A 14,366-nucleotide genomic window follows, 5' to 3' on the forward strand; every position below is an offset into this window, starting at 1 on the left:
CGCCGGCCGCGGCGGGCCTGGCACGGGCGCGCGGACCGGGCGTACTCCCGTGGTCCCGAACCGCACCGCGGGCCCGGGCGGCACCCTGGCCCGGACCACCGCGGCGGCCCGGAATGCCCCACCACCCGCCGGCCGCAAGCCCAGGAGCAAGGACCGCGACCCCGCGGTCGAGCTCGCGATGACGGAGATCGCGGGCCATCTGACGTTCACCCCGCACACCGTCACGGCGTGGTACTGGCTGCCCGAGGTGCGCTGGGCGTTCCGCCCCGACGCCGACCGCGAGGCGCTCATCGTGGCGATCTCCGAGCAGTACGCGGGCCTGGCCGGGTTCCGGCTGCACCTGCGGCGCACCACCCGGCCGTTCCCGGCCGACGAGTGGGCGCGGGTCGCCGACCACAACACGCACCGCCCGCTGCCCGACGTGCCCGGCGCGTCGAGCTGGGGCGACCACCTGGTCAACGCGCAGCGGCACCTGCTGCACGTCAACCACGCCGAGGGGCAGACGTTCCTCGGCATCACGTTCGCCAAGCGGACGCTGGGCGACACGTTCGCGGAGCGGTTCGGCGCGCTGTTCGGGCGCGGTACCAGCGAGGGCGAGCGCAAGCGCTGGGCGCGCATGGTCGAACAGTTCGACGAGGTGCTCGGCGCGTTCGGCATGCGCGGCCGGCGGGTCAGCGCGGCCGAGCTGGAGTGGCTGCTCTACCGGTCCGTGGCGCTCGGGATGGCGCCGCCGTCGCTGCTGTCCGGGCAGTCGTCGGGCACCTGGGAGACCGGGGACCTGCTCGCGCTCACCGAGCAGATCGAGCGCTTCCGTTCGCCGTACGGGGCGACGACGCGGCTGGTCAACCGGCTCACCGGCGAGGAGCGGCACGTCGCCGTCCTCACCGTCGGCCGGATGGAGCCGCTGGAGATCCCCGAGCGGCACGAGCCGTGGCTGCACTTCCACGAGCGGCTGCCGTGGCCCATGGAGCTGTCCTCACGCATCGACGTGCTCGGGCCGGGCGACTCGTTCCGCAATCTGGAACACCGGCTGCGGATGATCCGCTCCCAGCAGCTGGATTACATCTCCCACGGCATGGACGCCCCGCCGGAGCTGGAGCGGCTCGCCCAGCGGGCCCTCGTCCTCGGCGACGAGATGACCACCGGCCTGCCCGTCGACTCGTCCCGCGTGCACGGCTGGCACCGCATGGCGATCAGCGGCGCCACCCGCGAGGAGGCCCTCGAACGGGCCCGCCGCGTCATCCAGCTCTACCAGCGCGAGATGCGCATCTCGCTGCAGCACCCCAAGGGCCAGGACCAGCTCGCCCGCGAGTTCATCCCCGGCGAGCCGCTGGCCAACACCGGCTACCTGCGCCGCATGCCGGTCAAGCTGCTCGCCGCCGCGCTCCCCCAGGCCGCGTCCACGGTCGGCGACCGGCGCGGCGACCTCATCGGGCGCACGTCCGGCACCAGCCGGCGGCCCGTCTTCCTCGACCTGCACTTCCCCATGGAGGTGCGGGAACGCTCCGGCCTGGCCGTGTTCGTGGCCGAGCCGGGCGGCGGCAAGTCGACCCTGATGGGCGCGCTCGGGTACCTGGCCGCGCGGCGGGGCGTGCAGGTCACCCTGCTCGACCCGTCCGGGCCGCTGGCGCGCCTGACCCAGATGCCGGAGCTGCGCCCGTTCTCCCGGGTGCTGAACCTGACGGGCTCCGAGCAGGGCACCCTCGCCCCGTACGCGCTGATCCCCACCCCGCAGCGCGCCCACTTCCCCGACACGCCGGCCGGCGAGCAGGAGTACGGCATCGCCGTGTCCAACGCCCGCGCCGAGCGGCGCATGCTCGTGCAGGACATCTGCCTCATGCTCGTGCCGCCGCAGGTCGCCCGCGAGGCGGCCACGGCGACGGCGTTCCGGCACGCCGTCCGGCAGGTCCCCGCCGAGGAGTCGTCCACGCTCGACGACATCGTGTCCGTACTCCAGGGCGTCGACGACGACAGCCGCGAGCTCGGCAACCTGCTGCTCGACACCGCCGAGATGCCGCTCGCGCTGCTCTTCTTCGGCTCGCCGCCGCCCGGCACCCTCGGCGACGACGCGGCCCTCACCGTGATCACCATGGCCGGCCTGCGCCTGCCCGACCTCAAAATCGAGCGGGAGTACTGGTCGGCGGAGGAGCAGCTCGCCCTCCCCATGCTGCACACCGCCCACCGCCTCGCCGTGCGCCGCTGCTACGGCGGGGCGATGGAATCCCGCAAACTCGTCGGCCTGGACGAGGCGCACTTCATGGAGGGCTGGCGGTCGGGCCGGTCCTTCCTCGTCCGCCTCGCCCGCGACTCCCGCAAGTGGAACCTCGCCGCACTTGTGGCCTCGCAGAACCCCCGTGACATCCTCGGCCTCGACGTCCAGAACCTCGTCTCGACGGTGTTCGTCGGACGCATCGCCGAGGACGCCGAGATCGCCGCCGAGGCGCTGCGCCTCCTGCGCGTGCCCATCGACGACGGCTACGAGGCCGTCCTCGCCGGGTTGTCGCAGGTCGACGCCTCCTCTTCGGCCCGTCTGGGGTTCCGCGAGTTCGTCATGCGCGACGTGGACGGACGCGTACAGAAGACGCGCGTTGACGTGTCGTACGTGCCCGGTCTTTTGGAACACCTGGACACCACCCCCGCCGCGCCCGACAGCGCGGCGACCGTCGAGGTTGAGCCGGAGGACTAGACGTGTACGCCTGGACGCGCCGGCTAACCGCCGGGCGGGATCCCGTGTCACACGGCCCCGCCACCCCCCGCCAGCGCTGGTTCTCGTTCGTCCTGGCGTCGGCGGTGATAGCACTCGCCACGGTCTTCTTCCCGTTCGCCGCGCCAGCGGCGGCGGCACCGGTAGCCGCGCCGGTCGCACAAGCACCGGGCGGGCTGTGCACCGTCCAGGAATGGAAAGTCGATATCCAAGGGTGCGTCGACCGGCTCAAGGACGTCGGCGCCCAGCGCGTGCAGTGCCTCAAGGCGCCAACTCCGGAGGCCCCTGACTCCGGGATGGCCGGCTGGTTCGCGTCCCGTCCCGAGGCCGGCAAGGTGAATGGCCAGAAGGGCCTCTACACCGCGTACGGCTACGCGGGGTACTCCTATACGACCTATGACGTGGGCGGGTGTGTACCCACGCTCATGCACCCGGACTACAAGTTCGAGAACACCGTTGCCAACGGCGAGTTCATGCTCGCCACGGGCGTGATCGGCGCCTCCAACGCGTTGCGTGAGCGCGCCTGGGATCCCGGACTCATGTGGGGCTGGGCCGACCCGCTCGTTGAGAAGGCCACCGAGGCCGTCTACACGAAGGTGTTCACCGTCTTCGGCGCAGTCACTCTCGCCATCGTGGGCCTGTATCTGTTGTGGCGCTCACGGCAGGCGGAGATGAGCGCTGCCATGACCACGGCCGCATGGGCCGTCCTCGTCGCGGTCATCGTCACCGCGCTTGCGTCCTGGCCGGTGCTCAGCGCCCACCTCGCCGATCAGGCGCTGGTGTCGTCGCTGTCGGTTGTGCATGACGCCGTCGGGCCGCCATCGGACGCTATCCCCGAGGACCAGTGCAACCGTCAGGACAAGACGACGTGTCGCGACGTCCGGCCGCCGGCCGTTCGCGCCAGCGACATGACGGTCGAAACCATGCTGTTCAAGAACTGGGTTCGCGGCGTCCTAGGTTCTGCGGACAGCGTCACCGCCCAGAAGTACGGCCAGGCCCTCTACGAGGCCCGGTCGTTTTCTTGGGGCGAGATCGAGGATATCCGCAAAGAGCCTGCACAACGTGACGTGATCATCCAACGTAAGAATATTCAGTGGATGAAGATCGCTGAACAGATCCGCACCGAAGACCCGGAAGCCTACGAGTACCTGACCGGGGCCAAGGGGATGGACCGGATCGGGTCCGGGTTCATCGCCCTGATCGCCTCCGTGATGTTCGCGATGTTCGACATCGTGGCCTCGCTGCTGGTCCTGCTCGGCTTCCTCATCTTCCGGTGGGCGGTCATCGCCGCGCCCATCCTCGGCACGGTTGCCCTGCTGCGCCCGGCGAGCGGCGGGTTCCGGCGGCTGCTCAACGCCGTGGTCGCCGCCCTGTTCAACATCGTCATCTTCGGTGCCGGCGCCGCCATCTACCTCTTCGCCGTTGATTTGATCATGAGTACGAGCACGCTTGCCGGCTGGCTACAGGTCGTCCTCGTGTGGCTCTGCGGCGTCGTGGGCTGGCTGCTGCTGCGCCCGTACCGCCGGATCACCCAGCTCGGCGGACGCGATCCGGCCGCGGCCATCGCGTCGCCCGGCAGTTGGCACCGGCGGTTCCTGCGCGACGCGCGCGACGTGGCGACGCTCGCCGTGGCACTGCCGGCCGCCGAGGAGGCGGTCAACCGCGGCAAGCCGGGCCAGCCGCAGGCACCCGCCCGCACCGAGCAGCGCCCCGACGACAACCCGCGGCCCGAGTACCGCCCGGACGGCGCGCCACCGCCCGAGCAGTCCCCGACGACGCCCGCGACCACGGCGCCCCGGCGACGCATGCCACCGCCGGACGGCGGCGGGTGGAGCGAGCCCGGCACCGTGGAGACCGCGCCGAGCTACTCGGTCTATCGGCCCGGCCGCAGCAGCACCACGCCCGAGCGGGCCGCCCCGGCACGGCCCGCAGTACGGGCGGAGGCGCGCCAACAGGACTAACCGGCCGCGACAATCGGGCCGACGCCGGAGGGAGGAGCCGACGTGCGCAACGCCATAACGCGGCTCGGGGTGCGGGGAACGCTCGTCCTCGTGCTGGCCATCCTCGTGGCGGGGGTGGTCGGCCTCGCCCGCCTCCTGGGTGACGCAGCGCCACGCCGCGAGCCGGCACCGGACGGCGCGCCCCCGACGGCGGCCTCCACCGTCGACCCCACGGAAGGCGACGATGGCGTGGTCACCTCGCCCAAGCCGCCCGCCGATGACCCCGCCGTACGCACGGCCGCCACCGCGTTCCTCGAAGCGTGGCTGCGTTCCGACCTCAGCGCCGACGCGTGGCAGGACGGGCTGACCAGCCTCGCCACGAAGGACCTGGTCGACCGGCTCGACGGGGTCGACCCGGTCACCGTGCCCGCGAAGCGCACCACGGGCGCCGCCCAGCTCATCGCGAAGCAGTCCGATTTCGCCCAGGTCGACGTGCCCGTGGACACGGGCAGGGTGAGCCTGCGCCTGTTGCGTGCCGACGGCCGCTGGCTCGTTGACGGCGTCGACTGGGAGCGGGCATGACCGGGGTGGGACCGTGACCGGCCCCCTGGCGACCGCAGCCGCCGTCAAGGCTGCCCGACCGGCCGGGCGGGCGCTGCGCCGCGGCCTGATCGCCGCCGGCCTGGTCACCCTGCTGTGTCTGCTTTGCATCGGCGGCGCCACGGCGAGCCTGCTCGCCGGCCTCACCGACGACCCGGCCAGCACGGCCATCAACGCCAACTGCGGCTCGGGCATAAAGATCGACCCGAACGCGAAGTTGCCCGAGGTCGGTGGCCTCACCGCCGAGCAGGTCCGTAACGCGGCCATCGTCATCCAGGTGGGCCAGCAGTTGCGGGTGCCCGCACGCGGCTGGGTGATCGCCATCGCGACCGCGCTGCAGGAGTCATCGCTCAGCAACCTGCCCCACCTCGGCCGGCGCAACGACCACGACTCCATCGGGGTCTTCCAGCAGCGCCCCAGCCAGGGCTGGGGCACCGTCGCGCAGCTCTCCGACCCGGCCTACCAGGCCCGCAAGTTCTACGAGAAGCTGCTCAAGGTCAGGAGCTGGCAGACCCTGGCGCTCACGGTCGCGGCCCAGCGGGTGCAGGTCAGCGCGTATCCCGACGCGTACGCTAAGCACGAGGCGCGAGCCGCCGACATCGTCGACGCGCTCACCGGCGGCGCGGCCCGCTCCGTCATCAACGCGGCGGCGCAGCGCTGCGCGGCGCCCGGCGAGATCGCCGCGTCCGGCTGGACCATCCCGCTGAAGGGACCGATCAGTTCGGGCTACCGCACCGTGTCGCGGCCGGGTCACAACGGCGTCGACATCGCCGTGTCCAAGGGTACGGACGTCCACGCCGCAGCGGGCGGTGTGGTGCTCACCGCGGTGTGCAACGCGCACGTCGGCGTGCGGCCCTACAGCTGCAACATCGACGGCGGGATCTTCGTGAAGGGCTGCGGCTGGTACGTCGACATCGAGCACGCGGGCGGCGTCATCACCCGCTACTGCCACATGCAGGAGCGACCCTTCGTGGTGGCGGGCCAGCAGGTTACCGCCGGCCAGGTCATCGGAAAGTCCGGCTCCAGCGGCAACTCGTCCGGCCCGCACCTCCACTTCGAGGTGCACCTCAACGGGGACGCCAGCGGCGCTGGCGCTACGAATCCCGTGCCGTTCATGGCAGCGAAGGGCGCGGCCCTGACAGGATCGGGCGCATGACCGGAAGCGCCCCCGCGCCGATCGTCCCCGTACCCGCCGCGAGCCGGCCCGTCCTGCGCGGCCACCGTGTGATCGTCGGCGTGCCCGGCCTCGGCTGGCGCGCCGATCTGCGCGCCGACGACCCGGTGGTGCGCGGCAGCCGGACGTTCGTGCCCGTCATCACCGAGCAGGACTTCTACCGAGCCGAGACTGAGGATCTCGAGGTCTTCGCCCCGCTGGTCCCCATCGACCGCGTGTGGGTGGAGCAGGTCACGGAAGGCGACGGCACAATGCTCGTCACCATCACCCTCGACGCGCCGCCGCGTCGGTTGCCCGTGCCGGCGTCACTGGCGACGGCGATCACCGGGTCGCGGGTGGTCCGTGGGGTTCCCGATGGGCACATCCGTGGGCTGCGCGCAGTCACCGAGATCTACGACAACGACAGCGGCGCCGCGTGCGCGCGAGTCTGTGACGAGGCCGAATGGTACGCGTGGGCGCTTAGCGGAGCCACACCGGCGACCGTCGAGGTGCCCGCCGACTTGCTATGGCTGGAGTAAGCCTCAGGGTTTCAGGTGGGCGCCGCAGACGCGCCAGCCGCCATCCTTGACCAAATCGAATGTCCAGTATCGCCCACCGCTTGGCGTGACGTCCTCCGGATACCGGTAGAGCATCCGCAGCTCGACCGTTGCCCGGTCGCCTTGGGTGTCGGCGGTCTTGACGCCCTCCCACGAGACACGGGCCTCCGAATCGATTTGCTGCTTGATCGCGGTTGCCGCCTTGTCGCCCGACCATTCTGAACAGACGAATAAACCGGCACGAGTGTTGTCTTCTTCGACGAAAATGGCTGTTAGCAGTTGTTGAACTGAAACAGTCGGGGTGGAGCGGTCGGGTTCGGTGGCCTTCTGGTAGACGAAGATGCCCGTCGTGAGCAGCGCGGCGGCCACCCCCACGATCGCGAACGCGACGATCGGCAGGACCGTGCGGACCGCCTTGCGGCCCTTGGGGCGCGCCGGCGGCGTACCCGTAGATGGGGTTTCTGACGGGCCCGCTGGTGTGCTCTGCTCCGGAAGGTCAGCCACGCTCAGAAGCGTAACGGGTGACGCGTAGGCCTATCGTGTCGAACGTGAGAGCTATCGGGACCGTCCTCGTCGTCGTGGTCGCGCTGCTGCACGTCTACATACTGTGGCTGGAGATGTTCACCTGGACCACCCCGCGGGTCCGAACGATCTTCGGAACCACGCGGGAATTCGCGGAGGCGAGCCGGGTGCTCGCCGCCAACCAGGGCCTCTACAACGGTTTCCTCGCGGCCGGCCTGCTGTGGGGCGCCTTCTCCGGCGACTTCGCCCTGAAGGTGTTCTTCCTGGTCTGTGTCTCGGTCGCCGGCCTGTACGGCGCAGCGACGGCGAACCGCCGCATCCTGTTCGTCCAGACCGTGCCGGCGGTGGTGGCGCTGGTCGCCGTCCTCCTGGGCGGCTAGTCCAGAAGTTGGAAGGGAGCCCGACGCCAGGGATCGCCAGGCGCATCTCGCTCAGCCGCCCAGCCGATCGGCAGGTCGGCGAGTTCCCGCATGCTCGAGTTGTGATCGATTGCGGACCAGATGCACATGGCCGCGCAGGCACCCGGGACGTTCGGATCGTTCACACCGTCGCCCACAAGCCAGGAGTTGTCCCCCGTGTGACCCACGAACAGCGCCGGGGCCTCGCCGTTCGCCACCGTCCACTGGACGACGGCGCCGAGGTTCGACGGGAACTCGGCCTGTTCGAACGGCCACGGAAGGGACCTGAAGATCTCATGCACCAGAACACGCTATAGCTGCCGCCATTCCGACCACCCGAATCCGCCGTCACGCGGCGCGATGGGTCAAGATTGTCGTTTCGTGTACCAGGGTGTAGCCCACCTCCACTCCGGTACACGAAATCGCGATCAACGAGCGTGCACCCTGCACTTTCGCCCACCAAACGCCGATCAAGAGCCGGTACAGCGCCTCCCGACCGTGGGAGCTGCCACCTCGACTTCGCGATAGGCCAGCCCGATATCGGCCCCAGACTGCGGCGGCAAGTTGCCCCTCCTAGGTATTTTCCCGCCGCAAGCCGGAAGACCTAGCCTGCGGCGGGCGTCGACGTGCCGCGGGATGGCGCGGCGAAGGCCGGGAGCGCGGCTATCGCCGCGTACGGCAGGCAGATCAGGACCAGGATGACCGGATGACCCACAAGGCCCACGGACGTGAGTACTTTGCTACCAACCAGGTACGCGACGACGGCGCCCAGCAGGCCCCAGGCCGCGAGTGCCCCCGGCCGGCCGAGGCGGAGCGCCCGGGCCACCAACCGACCCACGATGGTCGCAACGGGCAGGCCGACAACGAGCAGCACCCCGGCGACGACGAACACCCCGGCGAATCCGTTGGACTCGGGCAACAAATCGTTAACCGGTTCGAACCGGATCAGCGCGACGGAAGCCCAGCTCACGACGTACAGGGTCGCTGCCAAGGCGAGCCCCACAAGGGCGCCCCGGATTACCCGCGGCACAGCGTCAAGATCTATGGACACGAGTATGACCAGGGTGTCAAGACCACTGCGGGCTACGCCAGAGTCCAGTCGGCGAAGTCGAAGCCGGGCGCGACCACGCAGGTCACCAGGGTCGGCTCGGCGCCGAGCGGCGCGGCGGTCTGCCACACCCCACCGGGTACGACGGCCTGAGGCTGCTGCCCGCCGGCCAGGTCCGGGCCGAGTGTGACCTGCCGGCTCGCTTCCGGCGATGTGTCACCGAGGGTCAGCGCCAGTGGCCCGCCGGCGTGCCAGAGCCATAGTTCGGCCGATCGCACCCGGTGCCAACGGGACACCTCACCAGGCCGCAGCACGAAGTAGATCGCGGTCGCGAACGGCCGCTCGGCCGGATATCCGAGCGGCGTGGCGGTGAGTGGCGACTGCCACGTCCGCCGGTACCACCCACCTTCCGGATGCGGCTGCAACCCGAGCGCCGAGACGAAGTCGCTCACTGTCCTGAGCTGATCAGATCGTCAACGGCGATGGTCGCGTCGGCATACCGGACGGGGACATGTTCACCCGGGCGGTGCTCCACCCGTGTCCGGTAGCCCGTAGGGGTGGGTTCGGTGTGCTCGTAGACGCCATCCTGGGTCACCACCCAGTACACCGCGTACCCGGCCTGACCGTAGAGCCGCGCCTTGATGTTGAGGTCCTCGATGGTCGTGATGTCGGAGACCTCGACGACAAGCAGCACGTCGGCGGGGTTCCACACGGACAACCGGGTGCCGATCGTGCCGACCGGCTCGGCGTCCGAGCGCCGCACCCAACAGTCGGGGTCCGGCAGCGACTGCCCGGTCGGCAGGGTGGCCGTCGTTACCTTCGCTCCGTCGCGTGGCAGCAGCGCCATAAGCTGGCCCACCGTGTCGCCGTGCCAGGAACCGATCACTACCGGCCAGATCTCCCCCTCGACGAGCTCCACGCGGTGATCGAACGCTCCAGCCTCCCAGGCACGGACGAACTCGCTCCGGCTCCAGTGGTAGGCGAGCGCTGACTGGCTCATGGTCCGATCGTAACAACGGTGCCGCCGCCAACGGGTGGCTCGCGCCACCGGATCGGCAGTGCGTCATGGGACACCGGATGAACCCGTCATCCACAGACCGTGGCCGGGGGTGGTCGAAGCGTGACGTAGTTCGATAGCGTGCCGGGAAGGTTCCTGGGGGTGACACACATGACGGGGAATATCGATGTCGATCTTGACGGGCTGCGCCAGGTCGCAAAGGCGCTACACGACGCGGTGACCCGCGATGTCAGGCCCGCCGCGATCCGCATCGTCAACGACTGCGAACCCGACATCGTCAACTATGGACCGCGCTTCGCCACCCCGGCGATGACCTCGGCCCGCATCCGCCACCACGACAGTCTCGCCGCCACGCTGGCCAACCTACGCAGCTACGTCAACACGTCCCAGGCCCTCGTCGCAGCCATGAACCAGGTCATCGCCGCCTACGCCGCGTCTGACGGGATCACCGCCGAAGCCGCGAAGAAGATCCTCGCCGACGCGGCGGCGCAGGCGGACGGCGCCCGCGCGCGTTACGAAGCGGCCATTCGCGCGGCCGGTTACACCTCCGTGCCCGACTCGTACATGCCAACGGACGGGGGAATGGCGTGAGCGGCAACGGCGCCAGCGACGGTGTCGGCACCGAGTGGTCGGGCTACACCGTGTCGAACATCTGGGCGATGGTCAAAGACGAGACCCACGAGCACGGCTACGCACAAGTCGCGGTCTGGCAGCGCATCAGCGACCTGTGCACCAAACACGCCGACACGATCGAGAAGACCATTACTCAGCTCAAGGAGAGCTGGCCCGCCACGCCCGGCAGCGCGGCCGAGCTGTTCCAACGCAACCTGGCGGGACTCGCCGGCTCGTTGCGTGACACGGCACGCGTCGCGACCAATAACGCCCGGGAACTGCAGGGCGTCACCGAACACATCATCTATGTCCAGCAGTGCATCGCCCCGCTGGCTCAGGAACGGCTGCCGGTGAACAGCACTCCCATGCCGCAGGGCGGGACCGTCCGAGGAGACCAGCTGAACGTCGAAGCACAACAGGTCATGCGCACCACGGAGCCGACCGCCGCGGCCTCGGCGCAGCGCCTACAGAGTCCCAGGGCGTTCAACCCAAGACCCATTGATTTCGACAGCCCACCTCCGGACGAGTCCGACCCGAAGCCGACGGGAGCCGGGAGCGGCCTGCCTCAAGGATCATATGGTGGCGCTACGGACCCGTTGCGGCCGTCATGGTCGACCGAGACAACGTATCCTGCGGAAATCGCAAGCGCCGGGCCGCATCTCGCCGGTCGCACCGTACCCGGTACGCCCGACATGCCTACTGGGCATGACATCCCTGGAGCCGGAACGGGCGGGGGTTCGGGGGCGGCGTCGCCGACATATGACGGCTACGGGTCACCAGCAATTCCCGGCCGGGTCATCAGACACACTTCAGATCGGCCGGCAGTTGACGCGGCCGCACCCTACGTGTACTCCGGTTCGGCGGGTCGGGCGCCCGGCAGCGGGGCGCAGGGGCACGGTGCGGGCGGGTTCGTCGGAGGCATGCCCATGGCCATGGGAGGCGGCCGACCGGCAGCCACCCCCGACGGATTGCGGGTCGGCAGGCCGGGCGGGGTGATCGACGGCGCTCGCCGTCGCCCGCCACACGACCCTGATGACCCATGGGCGATCGATCCGGAAGTCGTGGAACCAGTCATCGGCGGGTTCCGGACGACCGACGCGGATGGCGACGACCACGGGCCACCGCCGGGCGTGGTCGAGATCCGCGGATGGCCGCGATGAACTTCCCGATATGCCGGCGCGCGGCCGCGACGCTTGTCGCCACATTGGTCGGTCTGGGAAGCCTGACCAACCCGGCCGCCGCCGCTGACTGGATCACCGATGGCCAGTGGTATGTGGACTTTCTGAAACTCCACGAAGTCCACAAGATCACAAAGGGTGGTGGAGTCACTGTGGCGGTGATCGACACAGGTGTCGGTCACCATTCCGATCTTTCGGGCCGAGTGCTACCCGGCGTGGACTTCGTGGAAAAGGGCGGCGACGGCCGTATCGACGTGCTCGGTCATGGGACCGGCATGGCAGGCCTGATCGCCGGTCACGGTCGCGTGCTTGGAGTTGCCCCAGAGGCCGATATTCTTCCGGTGACCGTAACAGTAGAACGCTCGGCCGACGGCAGGGCGATGACTGACGGCATCGACTGGGCAGTCGCCCACGGCGCAAAGGTCATCAATATTTCTCTCGGTGGCAACGACTTCAGCGGGTTGAAGGACGCAATCGACCGCGCCATCGCCGCGGATGTATTAGTCGTTGCCGGCGCAGGCAACAGGGACCAGGGGTTGACGGTTGGATACCCGGGCGCCTATCCGGAGGTGCTCACCGTCGGCGGGGTCGACGCGAACGGCAACCACTCGACAATCTCCGTCGACGGGTACCAGCTGGATATCTCGGCCCCGTCGGACAGGATCTCCTCAACCGGGCCCCGCGGCACCTATCGCCTGGGCACCGGCACCAGCGACGCGACCGCACTGGTGTCGGGAGCCGCCGCACTGGTACGGGCGAAGTACCCCGAACTGTCGGCGGCCGAGGTCGTCCACCGGCTGACCGCCACCGCTACGGACAAGGGCCCGCCCGGACGCGACGACAAGTACGGCTACGGCGTTCTCGACGTTGTCCGAGCGTTGACCGCCGACGTGCCACCCGAGACGACCGCACCGCCCGCACAACCGCCCGGATCAGGCGACGGTCCCAGCCCGGTCGTCATCGTTCTGGCGACCGTCGGAGGCGTCGCGCTCATCGCCATCATCGTCGGCGTTGCCCTGGCCAGACGCCGCGACAAGGGCTGAGAGACGAGGCGCCGTCAGTCCACGTCGGACGCCGCGCGCGCTCGCAACGCCTGGTGCCGCAGTGCGGCGTACCCCCCGAGTTTTCCGGCGGGCGACAAGCGCAAGCGGGTCGACCAGCCCGGCCCGCGACCGGAGTCCACCAGTGACCACAGCTCGCACCGGCGCACGAACGCCCACACCGCGCGGCTGACGTCCTGGTCGTCGGGGGGCGAACCGTCGCCGGTGTCCCGCCAGCCCGAGCCGGCCAGCACGTCGGCGACCTCGGTGACCAGCTCGCGCATCTCGACCATGCCGCCGGCCTGCAGCAGCAGGAGCAGCGCCGCCTCCTGGGCGGCGGCGTCGAAGCCCGCGTCGGCGAGCAGGTGGTCGGTGGCGACCTGCCACTGGGCGAGCGGGTTGCCGAGCAGGGCGCGGCCGCGCGTGCCGAGCAGCAGCTTGCGGCCGACGCGGCGCACCGCCCCGGCCGACGAGAGGACCGTGCGCAGCACGGTGAGCCGCCACATGTCGCTCTCCGAGCGGGGCAACCGCTCGGGCAGGTCCCACCAGTTGAAGCGTTCGGCGGCCTCCTGGACGACGCGGCGGGCCAGGTTGCCGGCGACGGTCAGCGGGACGCCGGGGGCATCGCCCTGGCGGCCGTTGGCCAGCTCCAGCAGCCACTGCATCGGCTCCATCCGCTCGGCCACATCGGATGGCACGCCGGGCACCGACGCCACCTGGCCCAGGGCCGCGCCGGCGAGCGCGCGCCGGGCCTGGCCGCCGTGCAGCGCCCACATCTCCAGGCGTTCCACGCGGATGCGCTCGAGCAGCGGCGGGCCGTCGTGCCGGTTCATGGTGAGCTGGATGCGGGTGAGGCGCGCCTGGGCGACCCGCCAGCCGCGCGCGCCGGGCTTCAGGTCGCCGGTGGCGAGCGCCAACTCCAGGGTGATGGCGATGCTGTCGTACGCGGCCATCTCGGCCATGCCCATCGACTCGCCCCATTCGAGTTCGGGCAGGTCGGGCGGGACGACGCCGGACGCGTCCATGGCCCTGGTCGCGGCGCGCTGGCCGGCGGCGTTGCCCCGCTCGGCGTAGGCGCGCAGCACGTCGCGGGTGGTCTCCGACTCGGCGATACCCGCGTAGCGCTCCAGCTCGGCCATCTCGAAGAAGCGGGCCATCGCGGCGGCGGTCAGCGGCGACTCGTCGTGGTCGGGCAGCACGAACCACAGGTACGACTGCAGGTCGTGCTGCGTCAGGTCGGCGAGGCCGCCGTCGGCCAGCAGGTCATTGAGGCCGGCCTGGGCCAACCGGGCCGCCGCCGGGTCCGCGCGGCGCAGCCTGGCCAGAGTTTTGAGTACGACCGGATCACTCGCCACGCGCACACGGTATCTATCAGGGTCCACCGGCGACCACACCGTACGCTTGCGGCGTGGTGGATTCCGCGTCCGACGGCGCGACGGCGTTGGCGCAGGCGGCCCAGGCGCACCGGCTCGTGGCGGCGCTCGTGGTCGCGGCGGCCCGGGCGGGCACCGAGCCGGAGTCCCTGCCCGCGCTGCGTCAGCGGCTGCTGTTGCAGCAGGCCCGGTTCGCCGAGGCGGCCGGCGCGGCCGAGGGCGC

The 14,366-nt window shown here is 70.4% G+C and carries 16 protein-coding genes; 10 read left to right on the forward strand and 6 right to left on the reverse strand.

From position 1 onward, the window contains the following. From ABD211_RS16685 to ABD211_RS16705, 5 genes are all read left to right on the forward strand, one after another. The coding region (locus ABD211_RS16685; RefSeq protein WP_344132105.1) for an ATP-binding protein at positions 1–2,686 on the forward strand (2,686 nt) is incomplete at its 5' end. A 44-nt stretch (positions 2,687–2,730) separates the two neighbouring features. Beyond that, on the forward strand, positions 2,731–4,665 hold the full coding sequence (locus tag ABD211_RS16690; RefSeq protein WP_344132107.1) for an MFS transporter: 1,935 nt from the start codon (positions 2,731–2,733) through the stop codon (positions 4,663–4,665). A 42-nt stretch (positions 4,666–4,707) separates the two neighbouring features. Beyond that, positions 4,708–5,226 carry a hypothetical protein gene (locus ABD211_RS16695; RefSeq protein WP_344132110.1) on the forward strand — a complete coding sequence of 173 codons (519 nt, stop codon included), beginning with the start codon at positions 4,708–4,710 and terminating at the stop codon, positions 5,224–5,226. Positions 5,227–5,299: 73 nt separating this feature from the next. Further along, on the forward strand, positions 5,300–6,400 hold the full coding sequence (locus ABD211_RS16700) for a M23 family metallopeptidase (protein ID WP_425560432.1): 1,101 nt from the start codon (positions 5,300–5,302) through the stop codon (positions 6,398–6,400). Beyond that, positions 6,397–6,936, forward strand: coding sequence for a hypothetical protein (locus ABD211_RS16705; RefSeq protein WP_344132116.1), 540 nt, complete (start codon positions 6,397–6,399; stop codon positions 6,934–6,936). The genes ABD211_RS16700 and ABD211_RS16705 overlap by 4 nt, the downstream gene beginning before the upstream one ends. 3 nt (positions 6,937–6,939) lie before the next feature. Here the strand turns inward: ABD211_RS16705 and ABD211_RS16710 are convergent, their stop codons facing one another. Continuing rightward, positions 6,940–7,458: an Rv0361 family membrane protein gene (locus tag ABD211_RS16710; RefSeq protein ID WP_344132119.1), complete on the reverse strand. Its 519-nt coding sequence runs from the start codon at positions 7,456–7,458 to the stop codon at positions 6,940–6,942. 44 nt (positions 7,459–7,502) lie between these two features. Between ABD211_RS16710 and ABD211_RS16715 the strand changes: the two genes are divergently transcribed. Next, positions 7,503–7,856 carry a DUF1304 domain-containing protein gene (locus tag ABD211_RS16715; protein WP_344132122.1) on the forward strand — a complete coding sequence of 118 codons (354 nt, stop codon included), beginning with the start codon at positions 7,503–7,505 and terminating at the stop codon, positions 7,854–7,856. Here ABD211_RS16715 and ABD211_RS16720 read toward each other — a convergent pair. The 4 genes from ABD211_RS16720 to ABD211_RS16735 all read right to left on the reverse strand — a co-directional run bounded on the left by ABD211_RS16720 (position 7,853) and on the right by ABD211_RS16735 (position 9,922). Further along, positions 7,853–8,176 carry a hypothetical protein gene (locus tag ABD211_RS16720; protein ID WP_344132125.1) on the reverse strand — a complete coding sequence of 108 codons (324 nt, stop codon included), beginning with the start codon at positions 8,174–8,176 and terminating at the stop codon, positions 7,853–7,855. The genes ABD211_RS16715 and ABD211_RS16720 overlap by 4 nt on opposite strands. Positions 8,177–8,478: 302 nt before the next feature. Then, positions 8,479–8,844 (reverse strand): hypothetical protein, encoded by a 366-nt coding sequence (locus ABD211_RS16725; protein ID WP_344132128.1) that lies wholly within the window; start codon positions 8,842–8,844, stop codon positions 8,479–8,481. 113 nt (positions 8,845–8,957) lie between these two features. Next, a complete protein-coding gene (locus ABD211_RS16730) occupies positions 8,958–9,374 on the reverse strand; it encodes a cupin domain-containing protein (protein WP_344132131.1) in 417 nt (138 codons plus the stop codon). Continuing rightward, positions 9,371–9,922, reverse strand: coding sequence for a Uma2 family endonuclease (locus ABD211_RS16735; RefSeq protein WP_344132134.1), 552 nt, complete (start codon positions 9,920–9,922; stop codon positions 9,371–9,373). The genes ABD211_RS16730 and ABD211_RS16735 overlap by 4 nt, the downstream gene beginning before the upstream one ends. A 138-nt stretch (positions 9,923–10,060) precedes the next feature. Between ABD211_RS16735 and ABD211_RS16740 the strand changes: the two genes are divergently transcribed. From ABD211_RS16740 to mycP, 3 genes are read left to right on the forward strand one after another with little or no spacing between them, the layout of a single operon-like run. Then, complete coding sequence (locus tag ABD211_RS16740) at positions 10,061–10,531, forward strand: hypothetical protein (protein ID WP_344132137.1); 471 nt, start codon at positions 10,061–10,063, stop codon at positions 10,529–10,531. After that, positions 10,528–11,712 carry a hypothetical protein gene (locus tag ABD211_RS16745; protein ID WP_344132139.1) on the forward strand — a complete coding sequence of 395 codons (1,185 nt, stop codon included), beginning with the start codon at positions 10,528–10,530 and terminating at the stop codon, positions 11,710–11,712. The genes ABD211_RS16740 and ABD211_RS16745 overlap by 4 nt, the downstream gene beginning before the upstream one ends. After that, complete coding sequence (gene mycP, locus ABD211_RS16750) at positions 11,700–12,773, forward strand: type VII secretion-associated serine protease mycosin (protein WP_344132142.1); 1,074 nt, start codon at positions 11,700–11,702, stop codon at positions 12,771–12,773. Before ABD211_RS16745 ends, mycP begins: the two co-directional genes overlap by 13 nt. 14 nt (positions 12,774–12,787) lie before the next feature. On the opposite strand, the gene ABD211_RS16755 is transcribed toward mycP, so the two are convergent. Next, positions 12,788–14,125, reverse strand: coding sequence for a hypothetical protein (locus ABD211_RS16755; protein ID WP_344132145.1), 1,338 nt, complete (start codon positions 14,123–14,125; stop codon positions 12,788–12,790). Between the two features lie 53 nt (positions 14,126–14,178). Between ABD211_RS16755 and ABD211_RS16760 the strand changes: the two genes are divergently transcribed. Then, the coding region (locus tag ABD211_RS16760) for a hypothetical protein (protein ID WP_344132148.1) at positions 14,179–14,366 on the forward strand (188 nt) is incomplete at its 3' end.

Origin of the sequence: Luedemannella flava (assembly GCF_039528515.1) — a bacterium.
Classification (GTDB): domain Bacteria; phylum Actinomycetota; class Actinomycetes; order Mycobacteriales; family Micromonosporaceae; genus Luedemannella; species Luedemannella flava.

What these genes read in the sequence shown, in the direction of transcription:
- ABD211_RS16705 (WP_344132116.1), top strand. Translation starts at nt 6,397, where the DNA reads ATGACCGGAAGCGCCCCCGCGCCGATCGTCCCCGTACCCGCCGCGAGC.
- ABD211_RS16735 (WP_344132134.1), bottom strand. Translation starts at nt 9,922, where the DNA reads ATGAGCCAGTCAGCGCTCGCCTACCACTGGAGCCGGAGCGAGTTCGTC.
- mycP (WP_344132142.1), top strand. Translation starts at nt 11,700, where the DNA reads ATGGCCGCGATGAACTTCCCGATATGCCGGCGCGCGGCCGCGACGCTT.